Source organism: Adhaeribacter pallidiroseus (assembly GCF_003340495.1).
Classification (GTDB): domain Bacteria; phylum Bacteroidota; class Bacteroidia; order Cytophagales; family Hymenobacteraceae; genus Adhaeribacter; species Adhaeribacter pallidiroseus.
Window position 1 is genome coordinate 2,955,678 of sequence record NZ_QASA01000001.1, and the last position, 15,717, is coordinate 2,971,394.

Here is a 15,717-nt window from a genome sequence, read left to right on the forward strand (position 1 = left end):
GGTTTCCTAGGAATGACAAAAGAATATTATTAATTATTACTCAACCACTTATCTTCAGATGCATTATGTTTCTTATTATTTAATGAGCATAGCGTTTTACCAAAACTACTTATTTCGCTTCCGGCACTTTCGTCTCCAACACGTATTTTTTTAATTCTTCGGCTTTCCAGGGTACTACCCGGCCTTGGGAAGTTAAGCGCGTAGAACCAACGGTGCGTTTTCCGATGGGGCCGGCGTTGTTTCCCCATTCGTTGCGGATGTAGGTTAAAATAGCCGTAATGGACGCATCGTCCATAGTAATATGAGCCGGCATCACGGGTAAAATTTCGGGCTTATCATACACTTTACCGGCTACTTCCACGGGGCCTTCCATGCCGTGCAACACAATTAAAGCCAATCGTTTTTCGTCGCCCAGCACCCAATCGGAGCCGGCCAAAGGTGGGGCAAACCGGCTCATGCCGGCCCCATCGGTACCGTGGCACCCGGCGCAGGTAGTCAGGTAATGCTGGCGCCCTAGGGCATATAGCTGTTGTTGCTCTTCGGTGAGCACACTTTTTTGCGTTGTACTTATCTTATTTGATTGGGCACTATGGCCGGGCCACTGGAACAAGGCGGCGAAGGCTTCTAAACGTGGTGCGTCTACTTTACCCGCTGCTTTCTGCATAATACCGGGAGCTTTGGGGAGGTTAATTGGGGCCATTTTACCAGCTCCTCCTCCGATGGATAATCCGGTAATAATGGCTTTTTGCCGCCAGCCAAAATCCTGATCTTTTTGATCCAACAAAGCCAGCAGGCTGGTGAGTTCTCCTGGTTCTCTTTTCCGGATAACGGCGGTAGCTAGCATTTCCAGGAATATTTCTTTGGCAGGCGAGGCTTTTTGCCAATTCGGCGCGTTCCAGAGGGTTTGTAAAAAAGCAAATTCCTGGTTAGCCAAACTGCTTAAAACAGCATCCCGGATTAAGGCTGACTCGCCGTAACGATCGCTGATTGTGGCTAATAAAGGATGCGCCGTTGCCCCATTCAGCGATGAGGCGGATAGACTTATTTGTAAAATTTGTTCTGCGGGAGCATCTGCCACTATTTGTCGCAATTTTTGTTCAAAGCGAGCTTGTACGGCGGGATCAGCTTTAGCTAAAGGTTCCAATAACCGGACGGCTGTGGTACGGACTAAGGCATTATGATCGGAAAGTAAGCTTAGTAATACTTCGGGTTGACTTAGTTTTAAGCCATCTAAGGTCCACAGGGCATGAAATCGCCCTAGCGGATTACTACCAGTAGTAGCTAAACTTGTTAAAGCTGGTTCGATACCTTTATCGTTACGCTCTACCAGTAAGCGTTGCGCCATATCCCGGTACCAACCATTGCTATGGGATAAATAAGGAATTAACGCGGCAGTAGACTTCTCGGAAAGTTTAACAGGTTTGAAAGGACGCCAGTTTTCCGGTACTATGCGCCAGATGCGCCCGCGATGCACCGGCTGTACTAATTTGCGTGTAATAGTTTGCTCCCGCAAGTACGGGGTAATGTACGCACTGTGTTGTACTAAGCCGCGGTACATGTCGGCTATGTATAAAGCTCCATCAGGCCCGTTGGCCAGGTGCACTGGCCGGAACCGCTCATCGGAGGAAGCTAAAAACTCTTTGCCTGGGTGCGGATCATGAGCGGTGAGCAGCAGACCATTTTCTTCTACCACGTTGCGCTTGATTAAATTACCCGAAGGTTCGCACACAAAAACATTGCTATAGAACTCCTGGGGCAAAGCATGACCCCGGTAAACCAGCGGCGAGCAGGCGGCCGTAAATTCTAACAGTTTTCCTTCTTTATCCAGGGTGCCGGGTATGTAGCCCCGGTTAACGGCCGGGTTGGGCCGGATGGGATAAATGCGCCGGTCCACGGTTAAGCCGTGATCGATGCCGGTGGTAGGTTTATGGTTTTTATTCCGACCGAGATAATTTGGCGGAACCAGATCGGCGTGCAGCTGCGACCAGTTATAGTTGTAATATAATCGCCCTTTATCGTCGTGGCTAATGCCCCACTGGCCTCTGAATTCGGTACTATCGCGCTCCCATTTTCCGTTTAGTAAACGGTAACGAAACCGGGATTTGGCATTGTAATACCAATTATCCGGATCGCGCCATAAACCGTTTCCGGAATGCTCGGGCAAAGGGCTGCCGGCGTAAACCGAATCCAGCAATGTTTTAGAATCGGCTTTCAGATCGTTATTCTGATCCTGGGTCAGCCATAAAGCACCATTTTCGGCTACTAAAGCGCCGCCCGGTACTAAAGCTAAAGCTCGGGGCATCACTAGGCTATCGAGGTAAATGGTACTTTTATCCATCTTGCCATCGTAGTTGGTATCTTCGAGCACCGATACGCGGCCAATAGGATCTTGTTCGCCGGTTCCGTCGATGGTGGGCATAAAACCGCGCATTTCCACGGTCCAGAGCCGGCCATCCGGATCAAAGGTTATAATTACCGGGTCCTGCACCAAGGGTTCCGCAGCAACCAACTGAATCTTTAAACCAGGTTCTACTTGAAAGGTCGCTAATTCCTCGGTGGGCGTATGAGGGGGTGAGGGACCTTCTTCCGGCTTGTTGGTAATTTTAGGATGGGCGCAGCTAATTAGCCCACTCAGGCCGGCACTAAACCAGCAAAATTTAAAAAAAGGCTTCCACATACTACCTGGTCGGGCTAATCTTGCATTCGGATACGCTGGTAATAAATTGTATACTCTGCCTGTCTACATTACACAGGCTAAAAAGCGAGAACCCCTGATTCCCCATCCGGATGAAAGAGAAAAAATTAATAGCCAAAAGGCGGTTCAGGATCATGAATTATAAATGATATAAAATTTACTCCCCGATTCTTTTGCAAGAACCGGGGAGTAAATTTTTAAATTTTTTAAACCCGTACGGGGTCCGGATGAACATAGGGGGCCCGGTACTCGCGTTTAAGCAAAGCGGTTGCTTCGGCATCGCCCACTACTTCTCGCTTTTTCGGATCATACACCACCGGTCGGCCTACTTTCATGGAAATATTAGCCAGAATACAACTAGCCGTAGAAATATGACCTTCTTCAATATCCGCTACGGGACGGCCATTTTTTTCAATAGCCGCTAGAAAATCCTGCATGTGTAAGCGGGTAGCTGGCGCCGCATTTAATTCGATTTTAGGTTCGGTGGGTTCGGTTAAATCTTCGGGATATTTCTCTTTCTCGTAAACTACATCTTTATGGATTTTTCTTCCCTCCGCTCCTTCGCCTAAAGGTACAAAATCGTACTGCATGGTAGAGGCAAACAAGGTTCCTTTGTCGCCGTAAATGGTTAAGGCCCACGGGTACTGCGGATTGGCCGGCGTGCCCCAGCTGCGGTGCTGCCACACACAATTCAGGCCGTCGTATTCAAACAGAGCCATTTGGGTATCCGAAATATTAGATTTTCCTTCTTTCTGCACGTAAATGCCTCCCGTCGAACTAATGCGTTTCGGCCAGCCTAGTTTTAGCATCCAACGGGCTGTGTCTAACATGTGTACGCACATATCCCCAACAATGCCATTGCCGTATTCCATAAAGGTACGCCACCAACGCACGTGCGGCAAACCATCGTAGGGCCGCAGGGGCGCCGGACCGGTCCACATTTCGTAATCCAGGAACGCTGGCACGGGTTGTTCGGGCGGGTTGCCGTTATTACGCATATGAAAATAACAGCACATTTCTACGTGCGATATTTTGCCCAGAAGCCCAGCATCTACAATATTTTTTTTCGCTTCGATTAAATGGGGGGTGCTTTTCCGCTGGGTACCCACCTGTACTACTTTATTATACTTGCGAGCCGCCGCTATCATGGCTTCGCCTTCCATCACATCTACGCTAATGGGTTTTTGCACGTATACGTGCGCCCCGGCTTTTATAGCGTCTATGGTTTGCAAGGCGTGCCAATGATCGGGGGTGCCGATTACCACAATATCTAATTTGTTCTCGGCCAGCATTTTCTTGTAATCGCCGTAGAGCTTCGGTTTCTTTTTTGATTGCTGACGCTGGCTTACCAGTTCGGCGGCGGCTTCCAGCATGTTTTTATCTACGTCACACAGCGCTACTACATTTACCGGTTCTACCTGAATCAGGCGCAGCAAATCGCTTTTACCGTACCAGCCCGTGCCAATTAGCGCTACCCGTAATGGTTTTTTAGGTGCATTGGTAAAACTCAGGCCTTGAGCCCCCAAAGCCGTGAGAGCCAGCGACGCCGAGGCTCCCTTCAGAAAGCGACGTCGATTTAATGTAAAATCACTCATGTAAATAGATATATTTAAGGTTAGTAGATCCTACGTTTTAGTAAAGCAGTGGAGAAAGGCACTCAGAATAGATTTTTTAAAATTTCCATGCTTCCAATCAGCAATATACAAATTATCTGGATTGTACAAACAGAATTAAGAAGTTTATGAGTAGAAGGGAAAAGAGGTATAACCAGGAGCTTATTTTCACTACCAGCTAAGGTTTGATATATGCTATATTAAAAAACGTATTTGCGACACTCACGGGTTCTTAGCATGCGCAAACGCCCAGCGGGTAGGTAAAAACAAGCCATTTCTGAATTGCAGACCAGATAAAAGATTAATTTCAGATTTATACTTTACCTGATCGCAACCATTTACCTTCCCTTTAGAATAAAGTAACCTTTTGTAATTTGATTCTTGGATCACCTTTGCAAATTAATAAAGGACTTGGCAACGACGTACCCCAGGCAAGTATTTTAAATTTTATTGATTCACCTTAACTCCTGGGCTACATAACCGTTATCTTTCCAACTTTACGATTCCAGATACCAAACTGCTTCTGGGGGGATGGTAATAGAAACCAGATCGCCTTTTTTATAATTACCATTTTCAGTTCTTACTTTTAATTTTATTTTAGATAGTCTTACTTCTATTTCGTAATAGGCGCCAAAAAAAGAAACTTGTTCTACTTTTCCCGGTAGTTCAGGAGCAAGGGCGGGTGTTATTTTTAAATTTTCGGGCCGTGTGAGTAAGCTTTTTTTCAAATAAAGCGGAGTGCCCATCATGTGAGAAAAAGATTTTGCCCGGGCAGCGGGTATTAGATTATAGTTGCCGAAAAGCCCGGCGGCGTAGGCATTTACCGGTTGGTGGTAAATTTGCGTGGGCGTACCTTGCTGAATAATTTTCCCGGCTTGCATCACAATAATTTCGTCGGCCCAGGGCAGTGTATCCAGTGGATCGTGAGAAATCAGAATGCAGGTAATTCCTAACAACGCCCTTACATCTTCAATTACCGTTTTTAAAATATTTTTATGAATACTGTCTAGGTTCGAGAACGGCTCGTCGAGTAATAACAAACGCGGGGAAGAAAGCACCAGGCGCGCTAAAGCAATGCGTTGTCGTTCCCCGCCCGATAAATGATCGGTGCGCCGGGAAAGTAAATGCGAAATTCGGCAAACTTCGTATAGATTTTCGGCGGTGGCAGGTTCTAATTTATTGGCGTACTGTAATATTTGCTCGACCCGTAAAAACGGGGGCAACTCAAATTGTTGCGACAAATACACAATACCTGGGTGGCCCGGTATTAAATGTTCCTGCGGACCTTTAACGCGTTTCTGATCCAACCGAACTTCCCCGGAGCTGGGCTGCACCAAACCCGCAATGGTTTGCAACAAAGTACTTTTACCCGAGCCTGTTTCGCCCGCAATGGCTAATTTACTAAATTCTGGCTGGGTAAAACTTATATCCTGCAGCACTTGGTTACCGGCTTCCCGCAAATAGATGCGGGAAACTTGTAAAAAATTAGCAAGAGTTGGCGTTGCTTTGGTGGGCATAGTCAAATTATTAAATCTTATGAAATAGTTGGTTTAGCCCGAAAGTATACTGTGCGTGTGAGAAAAAAAGCACCAAACTATATTTTAATGGCAAACACTACAGAAACTTGTCTTTACGAATGGAAGCTGGCTTTGCTGTGTTTATTATAAAATAGCCATGGATGAGGAATAATCAAACTTCTACCATATACGCTGCCTTGTAAAACAGAGATTCGGTATCTCGGGGGTGGTGGCTTTAATAAACTTTTCTGGCCTGGGGCATCTTTGTTTTTTAAATTTTTTATTTAAAATCTTCTTTATTTTAAGCTATAAATTTATGAGTAAGGCTGGCATTAGTCCGGAATGCTGTTAATCTTGCGGCTTAAATAACTACTCTTTTCTGATATGATTTCTAAATACTTCCGTTTGGCCATAATCTACTGCCTGGTTTGCTTTAGTTGTGTCCCCACCAAGGTAAAAACCGAAACCTCCAACAACTTAGCTGCCACGGCTTTAAAACCTTTCGGCCGTTTTTTTATAAATCCATCGCAGCAACTCGAATTAATAAGCTCAGCGGCTCATTTTGGTTTTAGTTTTGAGGGATCAGGCTGCGCTCTTTTTGCTTCTATCCCAAATAGCGAGGGGCACAATTATTTGCAATACGAACTCGACGGAGTTTACCAAAAAAGAATTAAAGTACACGGCAATGCCAAAGAACCCCTTGTCATCAGTGCTCCTGGCCCGGGTAAACATACCGTTTGGATTTACAAAGCTACCGAGGCGCACACTGGCCCCATTATAATCAAACAAATTAATGGTACTAACTTAACCCCGCTTTCCCGGCCGGCCGCACCCATTATTGAGTTTATTGGCAACAGCATTACCTGCGGCGCCGCCGCTGACCCGTCGGAGGTACCCTGCGGCACAGGCGTGTACCACGATCAGCACAATGCGTATCAGGCTTACGGTCCGCGGGTAGCCCGGGCTTTGCAGGTTAATTATGTTTTAAGCAGCGTCAGCGGCATTGGCGTGTACCGCAACTGGAACAGCGATGGGCCTACTATGCCGCAGGTTTATGAAAAAATAGATTTCCAGAGCGGCAACCCGCAGTTGTGGGATTTTAAAACTTTTACGCCGCAAATCGTGAGCATTGCTTTGGGCACCAACGATTTTAGTAATGGCGATGGTAAAAAACCCCGGTTGCCCTTTGATAGCGTTAATTTTGTAACCAATTACGTGCGTTTTGTGCAAACAGTAAAAAGTAAATACCCCACCGCCCGTATTGCTTTATTAAGTAGCCCCATGATTAACGGCGCTAACCGCACGCTTTTACAAAATTGCCTGAAAGGAGTTAAAAATAGCGTAGACGTTTTAAACCCAGCGGCTAAACCGGTCGAATTATTTTTCTTTCAGCCAATGCAAGCCCGCGGTTGCTCGGGCCACCCCAATGTGGAGGATCACGCCCTATTAGCGAAGGAATTAGAACCTTTTTTTAAAAAATTACTGCGTTAGCAGATTGAAATTACTGCTTTAATGTGCGTTCGAGCTAAGCAAAGCCTACCTGAAATATAAACTAATCTTCTTTATCACGGTCATTCTGGAAGAATCTAACCGGTTACTTACTGGTTAGATTCTTCCAGAATGACCGTAATAGACGGGAAACACGATCGTTTTATCATTTTGACTAATACAGGGATGTTCTTTTGTTGGTAAGGGCTTAGCTCGAACGCACACTGCTTTACCCCTAAAAAATAAGCAAGCCCCGGATTTACATTCCGGGGCTTGCTTATTTTTTACAGATTCTTATTTTTTGGATTCCCGCAGGGCCTGGTACAAAACAGGGCTAAAAAAAGCTAAGTTTTCGAGCATACACACTACACTGTAAAATTTGTCGGGTGCCACTTCCGGGTGCTCGGCTAGTTGAGATAATACCAAATCAATGGTTTCCTGAAAATTTTGTTCAAATTCTTCTTTACTTATATGCATGTACCGGGAAGGCTATTTTTGTAACCAGCTAACCATTTCTAAATCCTTTTAATTTCCGGAAAGGCCATGAATTTAGTAAAGCTCTGATTTTTTTAAATTTTTACGTACTTAGCTGTTTTTAAGAGCTTAGCTTTTTTTGCCATTATCCACTACACCGGCGGCTAATAGCTTAGATTCTTCTTTATCGGCTGGATGCACGGATTCCATTCGCTGCACGAACAAGTCTTTAATTGCCATAAAGGCCATTTTGTTTTTGCGGGTTATAGGCTCAGCTAAAGGAAGTTTTACGCGTAAAGCATCCACCTGGCGGCCATTTTGCCAAAGACGGTAGCACAGGTGCGGCCCCGTGGAAAGTCCGGTGCTACCTACATAACCAATGGTTTGCCCTTGTACCACCACTCTGCCCCGGCGAATGCCCTTGGCGAAACGCGATAAGTGCAGGTACTGCGTAGCAAACGTTTTGTTATGCTGAATTTTTACGAAATAGCCATTTCCCCGGTTATAAGCGGCTTCCAATATAGTGCCCTCCCCTACGCTTCGGATAGGCGTGCCCCGGGGGGCGGCAAAATCGGTGCCCAGGTGGGCCTTGTAGCGTTTCTGGACCGGGTGAAAGCGATTTTTGTTATAACGAGAACTAATACGGGTGTACTCCAGGGGTTCTTTCAGAAAAGCTTTTTTAAAACTATTACCATCTTGGTCGTAATAAGTCATTCCTTTTCCCTGATCATACCCGATGGCGTAGAGTGGTTTGCCGCTGCATTCAAAAAATGCCGCTTTTAACTCGCCATAATCAATAGCCACGCCATTTAGTTGTCTTTCTTCATAAATTAATTTAAACTGGTCGCCGGGTTGCAAACGGTTCAAATTTAAGCGCCAAGCGTAAATATCGGCTAACTTATTTACTAGCTGCGCCGTACCCCCGGCCGCAATTATGGATTCGTACAAAGACCCTTTAATTATCCCGGAAAGCTCCCGTTCTACCAGCTGTATTTCCCGTAAGTGGCGGGTGACTTGCAAAGTATTGCGCAAATCGTAAATAACATACTGGGTTTCGTTGGGTTCGTAGATAAAATACTGGGCGGTTTGCGCAGAGTCCCGGGTATGCAGCAACACATAACTTCGTTCCGATTGAATCCGCTTTACATTAAACACAGACTTAGCTTTTTGAGCTAGGTTATGGATCGTAGTGGCCGAAATGTTGTATGCATTTAAAATATCCGAAATACTTTCGCCTCTTTCCACAATTCCGTTTACCACCTCTAAAGAATCAGTGCCAATGCCGTATACCAGCGGAGCAGGCTTTTTTATTTCTTTTACTAAAGTAGGCTTATTTACGGGAGCCTGCGTGGGCGTAGCCATTTTTAAAATCCGGTCAACATCTAGTTCAAGAGATTGGGCAGCCGAAAAGAAAATGAGTAAAGATAAGGCAAACAAAATAACTAAACCTTTATTTCGCTGAAACATAAGCTATACACCTGGGTTTATTTATAAAGAAGGCGCAAAACTAGGTCGTAGGTTTTAGAAAAAAAAATCTAATTTTATACAATAAAACAAGATAACCGAATAATACTATCCCGAAATAAACTAAATCAAACTTCCGCAAGAGCCAAATTGCGGAATTATTAAAAGTAAAATAATCCAAAATTACTAAGCCTTACTGGTTAGTTCACCGTTAATAATGGAGGCAAAATTTAAAATTTACACCGGTTAATAGCTCCGGTAAATTGTAAACCCGGAGTAGGATAGTAAGAAAGTAAAAAATTTAAAAAAAGCCATTCTTCTGCATTTGAAGAATGGCTTTTTTTAAATTTTTTACTCCAAAGGTAAGTACTGATTTTGACTCCGATTAAAACGTAATTAAAGGTAATTGCTCTTTTTTACTTTTATGTTCTGATATTGCCGTACTCTTGCAAAAATCATGGATATGCCCTTTCATTTTAAAAGTTTACAAACGAACAGCCAGTAATAAATATCTACTTAATTACCACCGGCCCGGTTTAATTCTTCCAGGTTGGTGTTGCGTTTTTTCGCTTCAAATTTTTCTCCTTTGTTAAAGTTATAACGCAAATTCAGGCGCACACTTCTTTGGGCAAAATACTGGTTTATTTTATTTACATTGTTGTCTACGTTTGCCGTACCCGCAAAGCGACGGGTCCGGAAAATGTCGGTAACGTTAGCCGAAACTTCCAGCTGTTTGTTCCAGAACGCTCTTTTTAAGCCAGCATCAACCGCCCAATTTTGCTTTATCTGATAGGCCGCGTATACCCGGGGACCTTGATAATCTACGTTTACTTCTAACCGGATAGCGCGGGGTAATTGAATGTTGTTGGAAGACCGGGCGTAAGTAAAAAGCTGATTATTGTTTATAACCTGGTTTTGCTCCGGTATCGCGATTCGGTACGTTTGGTAACCCACGGTAAAGTTATTGTTCATGTCCCATTTAGGCGTAATTTTAATAGGTGCTACTAAACCTGCGTTTACATCGTTAAATTTATCGCCGTTGCGCTGCTGAAACACCATGGTGTTATTTTGATTATTCTGCACCGGTACTTCGGCCATTACATCTTGCGTAGTAGAATAACCAATGGTTAAAATATAGGTGTCTTTCAGGGATTGCGTCATTTGAAACGAATGCGTGTATTGCGGGCGTAAATACGGATTACCTTGGGCCGACGTATACGGATCGATGTAGAAGATGAACGGATTTAAATTACCGTAGTAAGGGCGGTTAATGCGTCGGCTATAATTATAAGTAATTTTATAATTTTTATTTACCTGCTGCATCACAAACAAACTCGGAAACAGGTTTAGGTAGTTGCGGGTATTTACCGAATCCTTGGTTACAGATTTACCTTCGGCAATTGTTTTTTCGGCGCGCAAACCTCCCTGTATTTTCCATTTTTCGCCCAAACTGGTACTAAAATTTGTATAAGCGGCGTAAATATTTTCGCGGTACAAAAAATGGTTGCTGCGTTTTTCATCTACAATTTGTTGATTATCGGCTACTTTAAAAAATGCCAGCTCGTTATCCGACACTACATGGCTGGCTTTCGCCCCAACTTCCAGTTTGGTATTTTTAGAAAAAGGTTTGGTATAATCTACCTTGGCCGAGTAAATGCTAAAGCTGCTAGGGTTATTGCTAGCTAAATCTACCAAGCTGTCGGGCCGGGTTGGCGTTAAATACCGGAATTGATTGGCGTAAGTGGCCTCATCGTGGTCGTATAACCGAACATAATCCAGGTCCGCGGATAAGGCAGTTCCCAGCGTGTCCAGTTTACCTACATAGTGGGCGTTTAAGGTGCCGTTCGCAAAAGTACCTTTAAGCAAATTATTATTGCGTACCCATTTGTTATTGGCCGCTTCAGTATGGTATTCGAGCAAGGTTGAGTTAAAATCACTGGTCATATCCTGGTACACCAGGTTAGCCATTACTCCCACACTGTGTTTCGGAGAAAAATCGTAATCGGTTCCTAAGCGGAGCGATGGCGCGATCCGAATGGCTTTTTCTTTGGCCGATTGCGTTAATTGCGTGCTGCTTTCGGGCGAGTTAAACTCGCGGTATAACCGGGCATCCCGGATAAAAATCCGACGCGCTACATCGGCATTTACAAAAGAATTCCATTTGCCTTTTTTAACATTAACGTTACCACCGGCGGAGTAAGCGTGCCAGTTGTTGTACTGATAACCGCCGTACAAACTACCGTTTACGCCACTCAAGGTGTTCTTTTTTAAATTTATGTTTATAATACCGGCGGTACCTTCCGCATCGTATTTAGCCGATGGATTGGTGATTAATTCCAGATCTTTTAAGTTTTCGGCGGCCATGCCTTGCAACATGGTTTGCAATTCTTTACCGGATAAGTAAGTTAGTTTTCCGTCAATCATAATCCGGACCCCCGATTTACCATTAAGTTGAATATTACCATCCTGGTCCACAAAAACGCCCGGCGATTTAAGCAAAACCTCGTACGCCGTATTACCCGTCGACAGGGCGGTACCCTCCACGCTTACTACTATTTTATCCGGATGATTGACGATGGTAGGACGTAATGCCTGTATATTTACTTCTTTTAACAGCTTGGTGTCTGCTTGTAAAACAATTACGCCAAAATCTTTACTGGCATTGGCTATCAGGTCAAAAGCTGGCGTTTCCAGCGTTATAAATCCTAGCGCACTAATACGCAACCGGTAAGTTCCGGCTGCGGCCACTTTAATTTTAAAAAATCCTTCCGCCTCGGAAGCGGTGCCCGTAACAACGGTACCATTGGCGGCTTGTACGACCGCTACCGTAGCATAACCAATAGCGGTTCCTTTTTCATCTTTTAAAATTCCGGTTAATCCATGGTCAGATTGAGCTACTACGGGAGGTTGGCCCACAATTATGATTAAGGCCATTAGTAAAAGTTTAAATACATTTTTCATGGTTTTAGAGAAGTAAAGCTTAGTCATCGATAATCTGTCTGATTTTCAGTTAATTTTTCTGATACCCGCCAGTTGGGTTTAGCGAGCTCAGGTGGAAGAACAACACAAATATAACATAAGGTACTATGCAAAGCAAGGTACTAAGTAACAAATAGTATTATATACTTGATAAAACCCAATTTAAATCAAATAGAGGGAGTTTTTAATTAAAAATATTTTTAAAAAGATTAATTGATCCGGAATAATACTTGGCATCAACCAAAATTAAAGAGTACCAAATGACGAATTGTTCCGCTGTAACAGAGCTGTGAGTTGTTAGCTGGCAATAAGAATGGATAAAATTAGAACCCGAAATTATAGCTAAGGGCTATAATTTATACTAAATAAAAATTCATCCTAATTACATGAACTTGGCATTTAAAAACCTATTCTCTTTAATTATCTTATTAATACAATTTTAAATTAAATAGATTCAATTTTTAAAATTTAAAAAATCTAATATTACTTTTCAAAAACATGATGCAGCTTTATCTAATCTAATTATTTGCCTCTTCATTTTGTAATTTAATCCATTATCTATAAATTACTTACTTAAATAACTTCTTAAGTTTTTCATATTTAAATAAAGAAATAAATTATCTATGTCGGAACTGTACCCTACTTCCAGTACTCCTTTTACCATGGATCAGGAATCTAAAAGATTAGAAGCCTTACACGCTTACCATATTTTAGATACTCCCGAAGAAGAACAATACAATAATTTAGTAATTTTAGCATCTTACATTTGCGGAACACCCATTTCTTTAATTAGCTTAATCACTCAAAACCGGCAATGGTTTAAAGCTAAAGTAGGTATTTCCAGTACCGAAACGCTCCGGACAGATTCTTTTTGCCAGTATGCCATTGAAAGCGATGATGTTCTGGAAATACCCGATACTTTAGAAGATATTCGTTTTTACAATAATCCGTACGTTACCGGCGATCCTAATATCCGTTTTTACGCCGGTGCTCCTTTAGTTACAAACGCGGGTTACCGTTTAGGCACTTTATGTGTAATCGATAATCAGCCGCGGGAACTTACCGAAGCTCAGAAAATGGCTTTAGCTACGCTTTCGGAGCAAGTAGTAGCTCATTTAGAGTTAAGGCAAAAAAAAGAAGAGCTGGAACAGGAAAAATACCAAATAAAGACCTTAAACAAAAAGTTGCATCAGGTTATGATGTTCGTGAATCAGCAATTACCAAACGCTATTAAAGAGTTAGAATTGGCCGAAAAACAACTAGTGCAAGATGCTACTCGAAAGGATTTTTTGGAGGTGGAAAGTATTCGGGCATTGCAGAAAAATCTCGCCCAATTAAAAAATATTCATTCGGTATTAAGTAAAAATCAGTAAGCCTAAATCATTCGAAAAACAATCTTAAGGCCATTGGTTTTCATAATTGATACGAATAAGGCAATGCGTCTGAGGCCAACATCTTAACAGCTAAAAATAAAGTTGGAAAGAGTAAATTATTAGCAAGAAGAATAAAATTTAAAAAAAGGCAACTTTTCTCTTAAATTCAGGCTAAAAGCTTCGGTAGATTGTCACAAAGCTTTTTCTCATGAATCATTTATTTAGCCCGCTCACCGTAAAGTCTATTACTTTTAAAAACCGGATAGTTGTTTCGCCGATGTGCCAGTATTCCAGCACCGATGGCTTTGCGAACGACTGGCATTTGGTGCATCTGGGTAGTCGGGCAGTAGGCGGCGCCGCCTTAGTAATTGCCGAAGCCACAGCCGTTAACCCGGAAGGCCGGATTACACCCCACGACTTAGGCCTTTGGCAAGATGAGCATATTCCTTTTTTGCAACGCATCACTACTTTTATACAACAACAAGGCGCGGTACCGGGAGTTCAACTGGCTCATGCCGGTCGCAAAGCCAGTAAAAGCTCGCCTTGGACCGGCAGCTTGCATCTATCGCCCACCGAAGGGGGTTGGGAAAACGTAATGGCGCCCAGTCCGGTGCCCATCAATCAGGAAACCCCACCACCGCAGGAATTGACCTTAGAACAAATTGCAAACGTAATAGCCGATTTTAAAGCGGCCGCTGCCCGGGCTTTAACGGCCGGATTTAAGGTAATTGAAATTCACGGCGCCCATGGTTATTTATTGCACGAATTTTTGTCGCCGCTTACCAACCAACGAACCGATGCCTACGGGGGGTCTTTCGAAAACCGAACCCGGCTTGTTTTAGAAGTAGTGCAAGCCATAATGGAAGTATGGCCCGCCGATTTACCGTTATTCGTTCGCTTATCGGCCACCGATTGGGTTCCCGACCAAAACTCCTGGAAGCTAGAAGACTCGGTAGAACTTGCCCGTCAGTTAAAATCTTTAGGAGTTGATTTAATTGATTGCTCTTCGGGCGGAAACGTACCAGTGCAACAAATAAAACCCGGCCCCGGCTACCAAACCCCTTTTGCCCAAGCTATCCGGAAAGAAGCCGCTGTTTTAACCGGTGCCGTTGGTTTAATTACTTCTTCCCTGCAGGCCGATCACATCATCCGCTCGGAGCAAGCCGATATGGTATTTATTGCCCGGGAATTTCTCCGCGATCCGTATTTTGGCTTAACCGCCGCTTCGGAACTGCACCAACCGCAAAGCTGGCCCGTGCAATACGAACGGGCCAAACCCCGGTAAATAGGCAGCGCTACGTTGCCAAAATTTAAAAAAACAGCTGTTTTCGCGAAGAGAAGGGCTTAGATGGTGTTTACTCCAGTAAGCGAAAAGATAGATCCTGTAAAAAACCAGGATAAGAATTAGATTGCTGGTGGTGTAGATTATTTACGGCTAAAGCGGGCAAAGTATGCTGGAGCGTTAACTCTAAGTTGCGATGCTCTTGCTGGGTTTTGCTGAACGCCTCTAAACCAAACGTATAGAATATTTGCCGATGAACTCTAATCCGGGTTAACTCTACGCCACAACCTTCTTCGGGCCACGAATTTGCCGCGACTTGCTTGAGGCTATTGTCTGGATTTATCCCCATTTTAATAAGTAATCGTTCCTTATCCACCCGCACCCAGAGCTGCTCATTTGAATTTAACGGCTGTTCACTGAACTGCTGGAGCAAGTTTAGGTTTTCTGCGTCTGATTCTAGTAGCCCAAAGCTGTACTTTACCCAATCATTAGCTAACCCAGAATTAGCGTTCATTAAAGGCACTACTCCCCGCTCTGCTAATAAAATCTTTACTTCAACCTTTCCTTCCCGAATCTTTACGCCAATCTTACTTAAACCGGGTTGCCATAAGTAAATATCCGCGCGATCCCATTTGTCCGTAAAAAACTGCTGGTGAGCATTAAACCAATGTTCTATTGATTCGGTTTCGGTCCGATTTTTAAAAAACCATCGTATCTCGGCACTGTAAACCATATTATACGGCTAACTTAAAAAGAATGGCATGGCCGCCATTAATTACCAGTAGACTGGCGCCCGACAAGTACCTTAATACAAAATCCGGGTCAGCTAATA

Annotated in this window: 10 protein-coding genes; 3 read left to right on the top strand and 7 right to left on the bottom strand. The window is 43.7% G+C overall.

The genetic code is table 11. The features are described 5' to 3' along the window. Window positions 1-109: 109 nt before the first annotated feature. The 3 genes from AHMF7616_RS11770 to AHMF7616_RS11780 all read right to left on the bottom strand — a co-directional run bounded on the left by AHMF7616_RS11770 (window position 110) and on the right by AHMF7616_RS11780 (window position 5,825). Window positions 110-2,677, bottom strand: a complete 2,568-nt coding sequence (locus AHMF7616_RS11770; RefSeq protein ID WP_115373066.1) for a DUF7133 domain-containing protein — start codon at window positions 2,675-2,677, stop codon at window positions 110-112. Window positions 2,678-2,901: 224 nt separating this feature from the next. Next, window positions 2,902-4,290 carry a Gfo/Idh/MocA family oxidoreductase gene (locus AHMF7616_RS11775; RefSeq protein WP_115373067.1) on the bottom strand — a complete coding sequence of 463 codons (1,389 nt, stop codon included), beginning with the start codon at window positions 4,288-4,290 and terminating at the stop codon, window positions 2,902-2,904. Window positions 4,291-4,805: 515 nt separating this feature from the next. Then, window positions 4,806-5,825 (bottom strand): ABC transporter ATP-binding protein, encoded by a 1,020-nt coding sequence (locus AHMF7616_RS11780; RefSeq protein WP_115373068.1) that lies wholly within the window; start codon window positions 5,823-5,825, stop codon window positions 4,806-4,808. A 405-nt stretch (window positions 5,826-6,230) separates the two neighbouring features. Between AHMF7616_RS11780 and AHMF7616_RS11785 the strand changes: the two genes are divergently transcribed. Next, a complete protein-coding gene (locus tag AHMF7616_RS11785; RefSeq protein ID WP_158546151.1) occupies window positions 6,231-7,316 on the top strand; it encodes an SGNH/GDSL hydrolase family protein in 1,086 nt (361 codons plus the stop codon). 291 nt (window positions 7,317-7,607) lie between these two features. On the opposite strand, the gene AHMF7616_RS11790 is transcribed toward AHMF7616_RS11785, so the two are convergent. From AHMF7616_RS11790 to AHMF7616_RS11800, 3 genes are all read right to left on the bottom strand, one after another. Then, on the bottom strand, window positions 7,608-7,790 hold the full coding sequence (locus AHMF7616_RS11790; RefSeq protein WP_115373070.1) for a hypothetical protein: 183 nt from the start codon (window positions 7,788-7,790) through the stop codon (window positions 7,608-7,610). A gap of 126 nt (window positions 7,791-7,916) precedes the next feature. Beyond that, entirely contained in the window at window positions 7,917-9,254 is a 1,338-nt protein-coding gene (locus tag AHMF7616_RS11795) for a peptidoglycan DD-metalloendopeptidase family protein (RefSeq protein ID WP_115373071.1), read from the bottom strand. A gap of 513 nt (window positions 9,255-9,767) precedes the next feature. After that, window positions 9,768-12,212 (bottom strand): outer membrane beta-barrel family protein, encoded by a 2,445-nt coding sequence (locus tag AHMF7616_RS11800; protein WP_115373072.1) that lies wholly within the window; start codon window positions 12,210-12,212, stop codon window positions 9,768-9,770. Window positions 12,213-12,853: 641 nt separating this feature from the next. Here AHMF7616_RS11800 and AHMF7616_RS11805 point away from each other — a divergent pair. Together AHMF7616_RS11805 and AHMF7616_RS11810 are read left to right on the top strand one after the other, a co-directional pair. Then, window positions 12,854-13,603 (top strand): GAF domain-containing protein, encoded by a 750-nt coding sequence (locus AHMF7616_RS11805; protein ID WP_115373073.1) that lies wholly within the window; start codon window positions 12,854-12,856, stop codon window positions 13,601-13,603. A 208-nt stretch (window positions 13,604-13,811) separates the two neighbouring features. Continuing rightward, a complete protein-coding gene (locus AHMF7616_RS11810) occupies window positions 13,812-14,888 on the top strand; it encodes an NADH:flavin oxidoreductase/NADH oxidase (protein ID WP_115373074.1) in 1,077 nt (358 codons plus the stop codon). A 70-nt stretch (window positions 14,889-14,958) separates the two neighbouring features. On the opposite strand, the gene AHMF7616_RS11815 is transcribed toward AHMF7616_RS11810, so the two are convergent. After that, window positions 14,959-15,618, bottom strand: coding sequence for a hypothetical protein (locus AHMF7616_RS11815; protein ID WP_115373075.1), 660 nt, complete (start codon window positions 15,616-15,618; stop codon window positions 14,959-14,961). Window positions 15,619-15,717 lie beyond the last annotated feature (99 nt).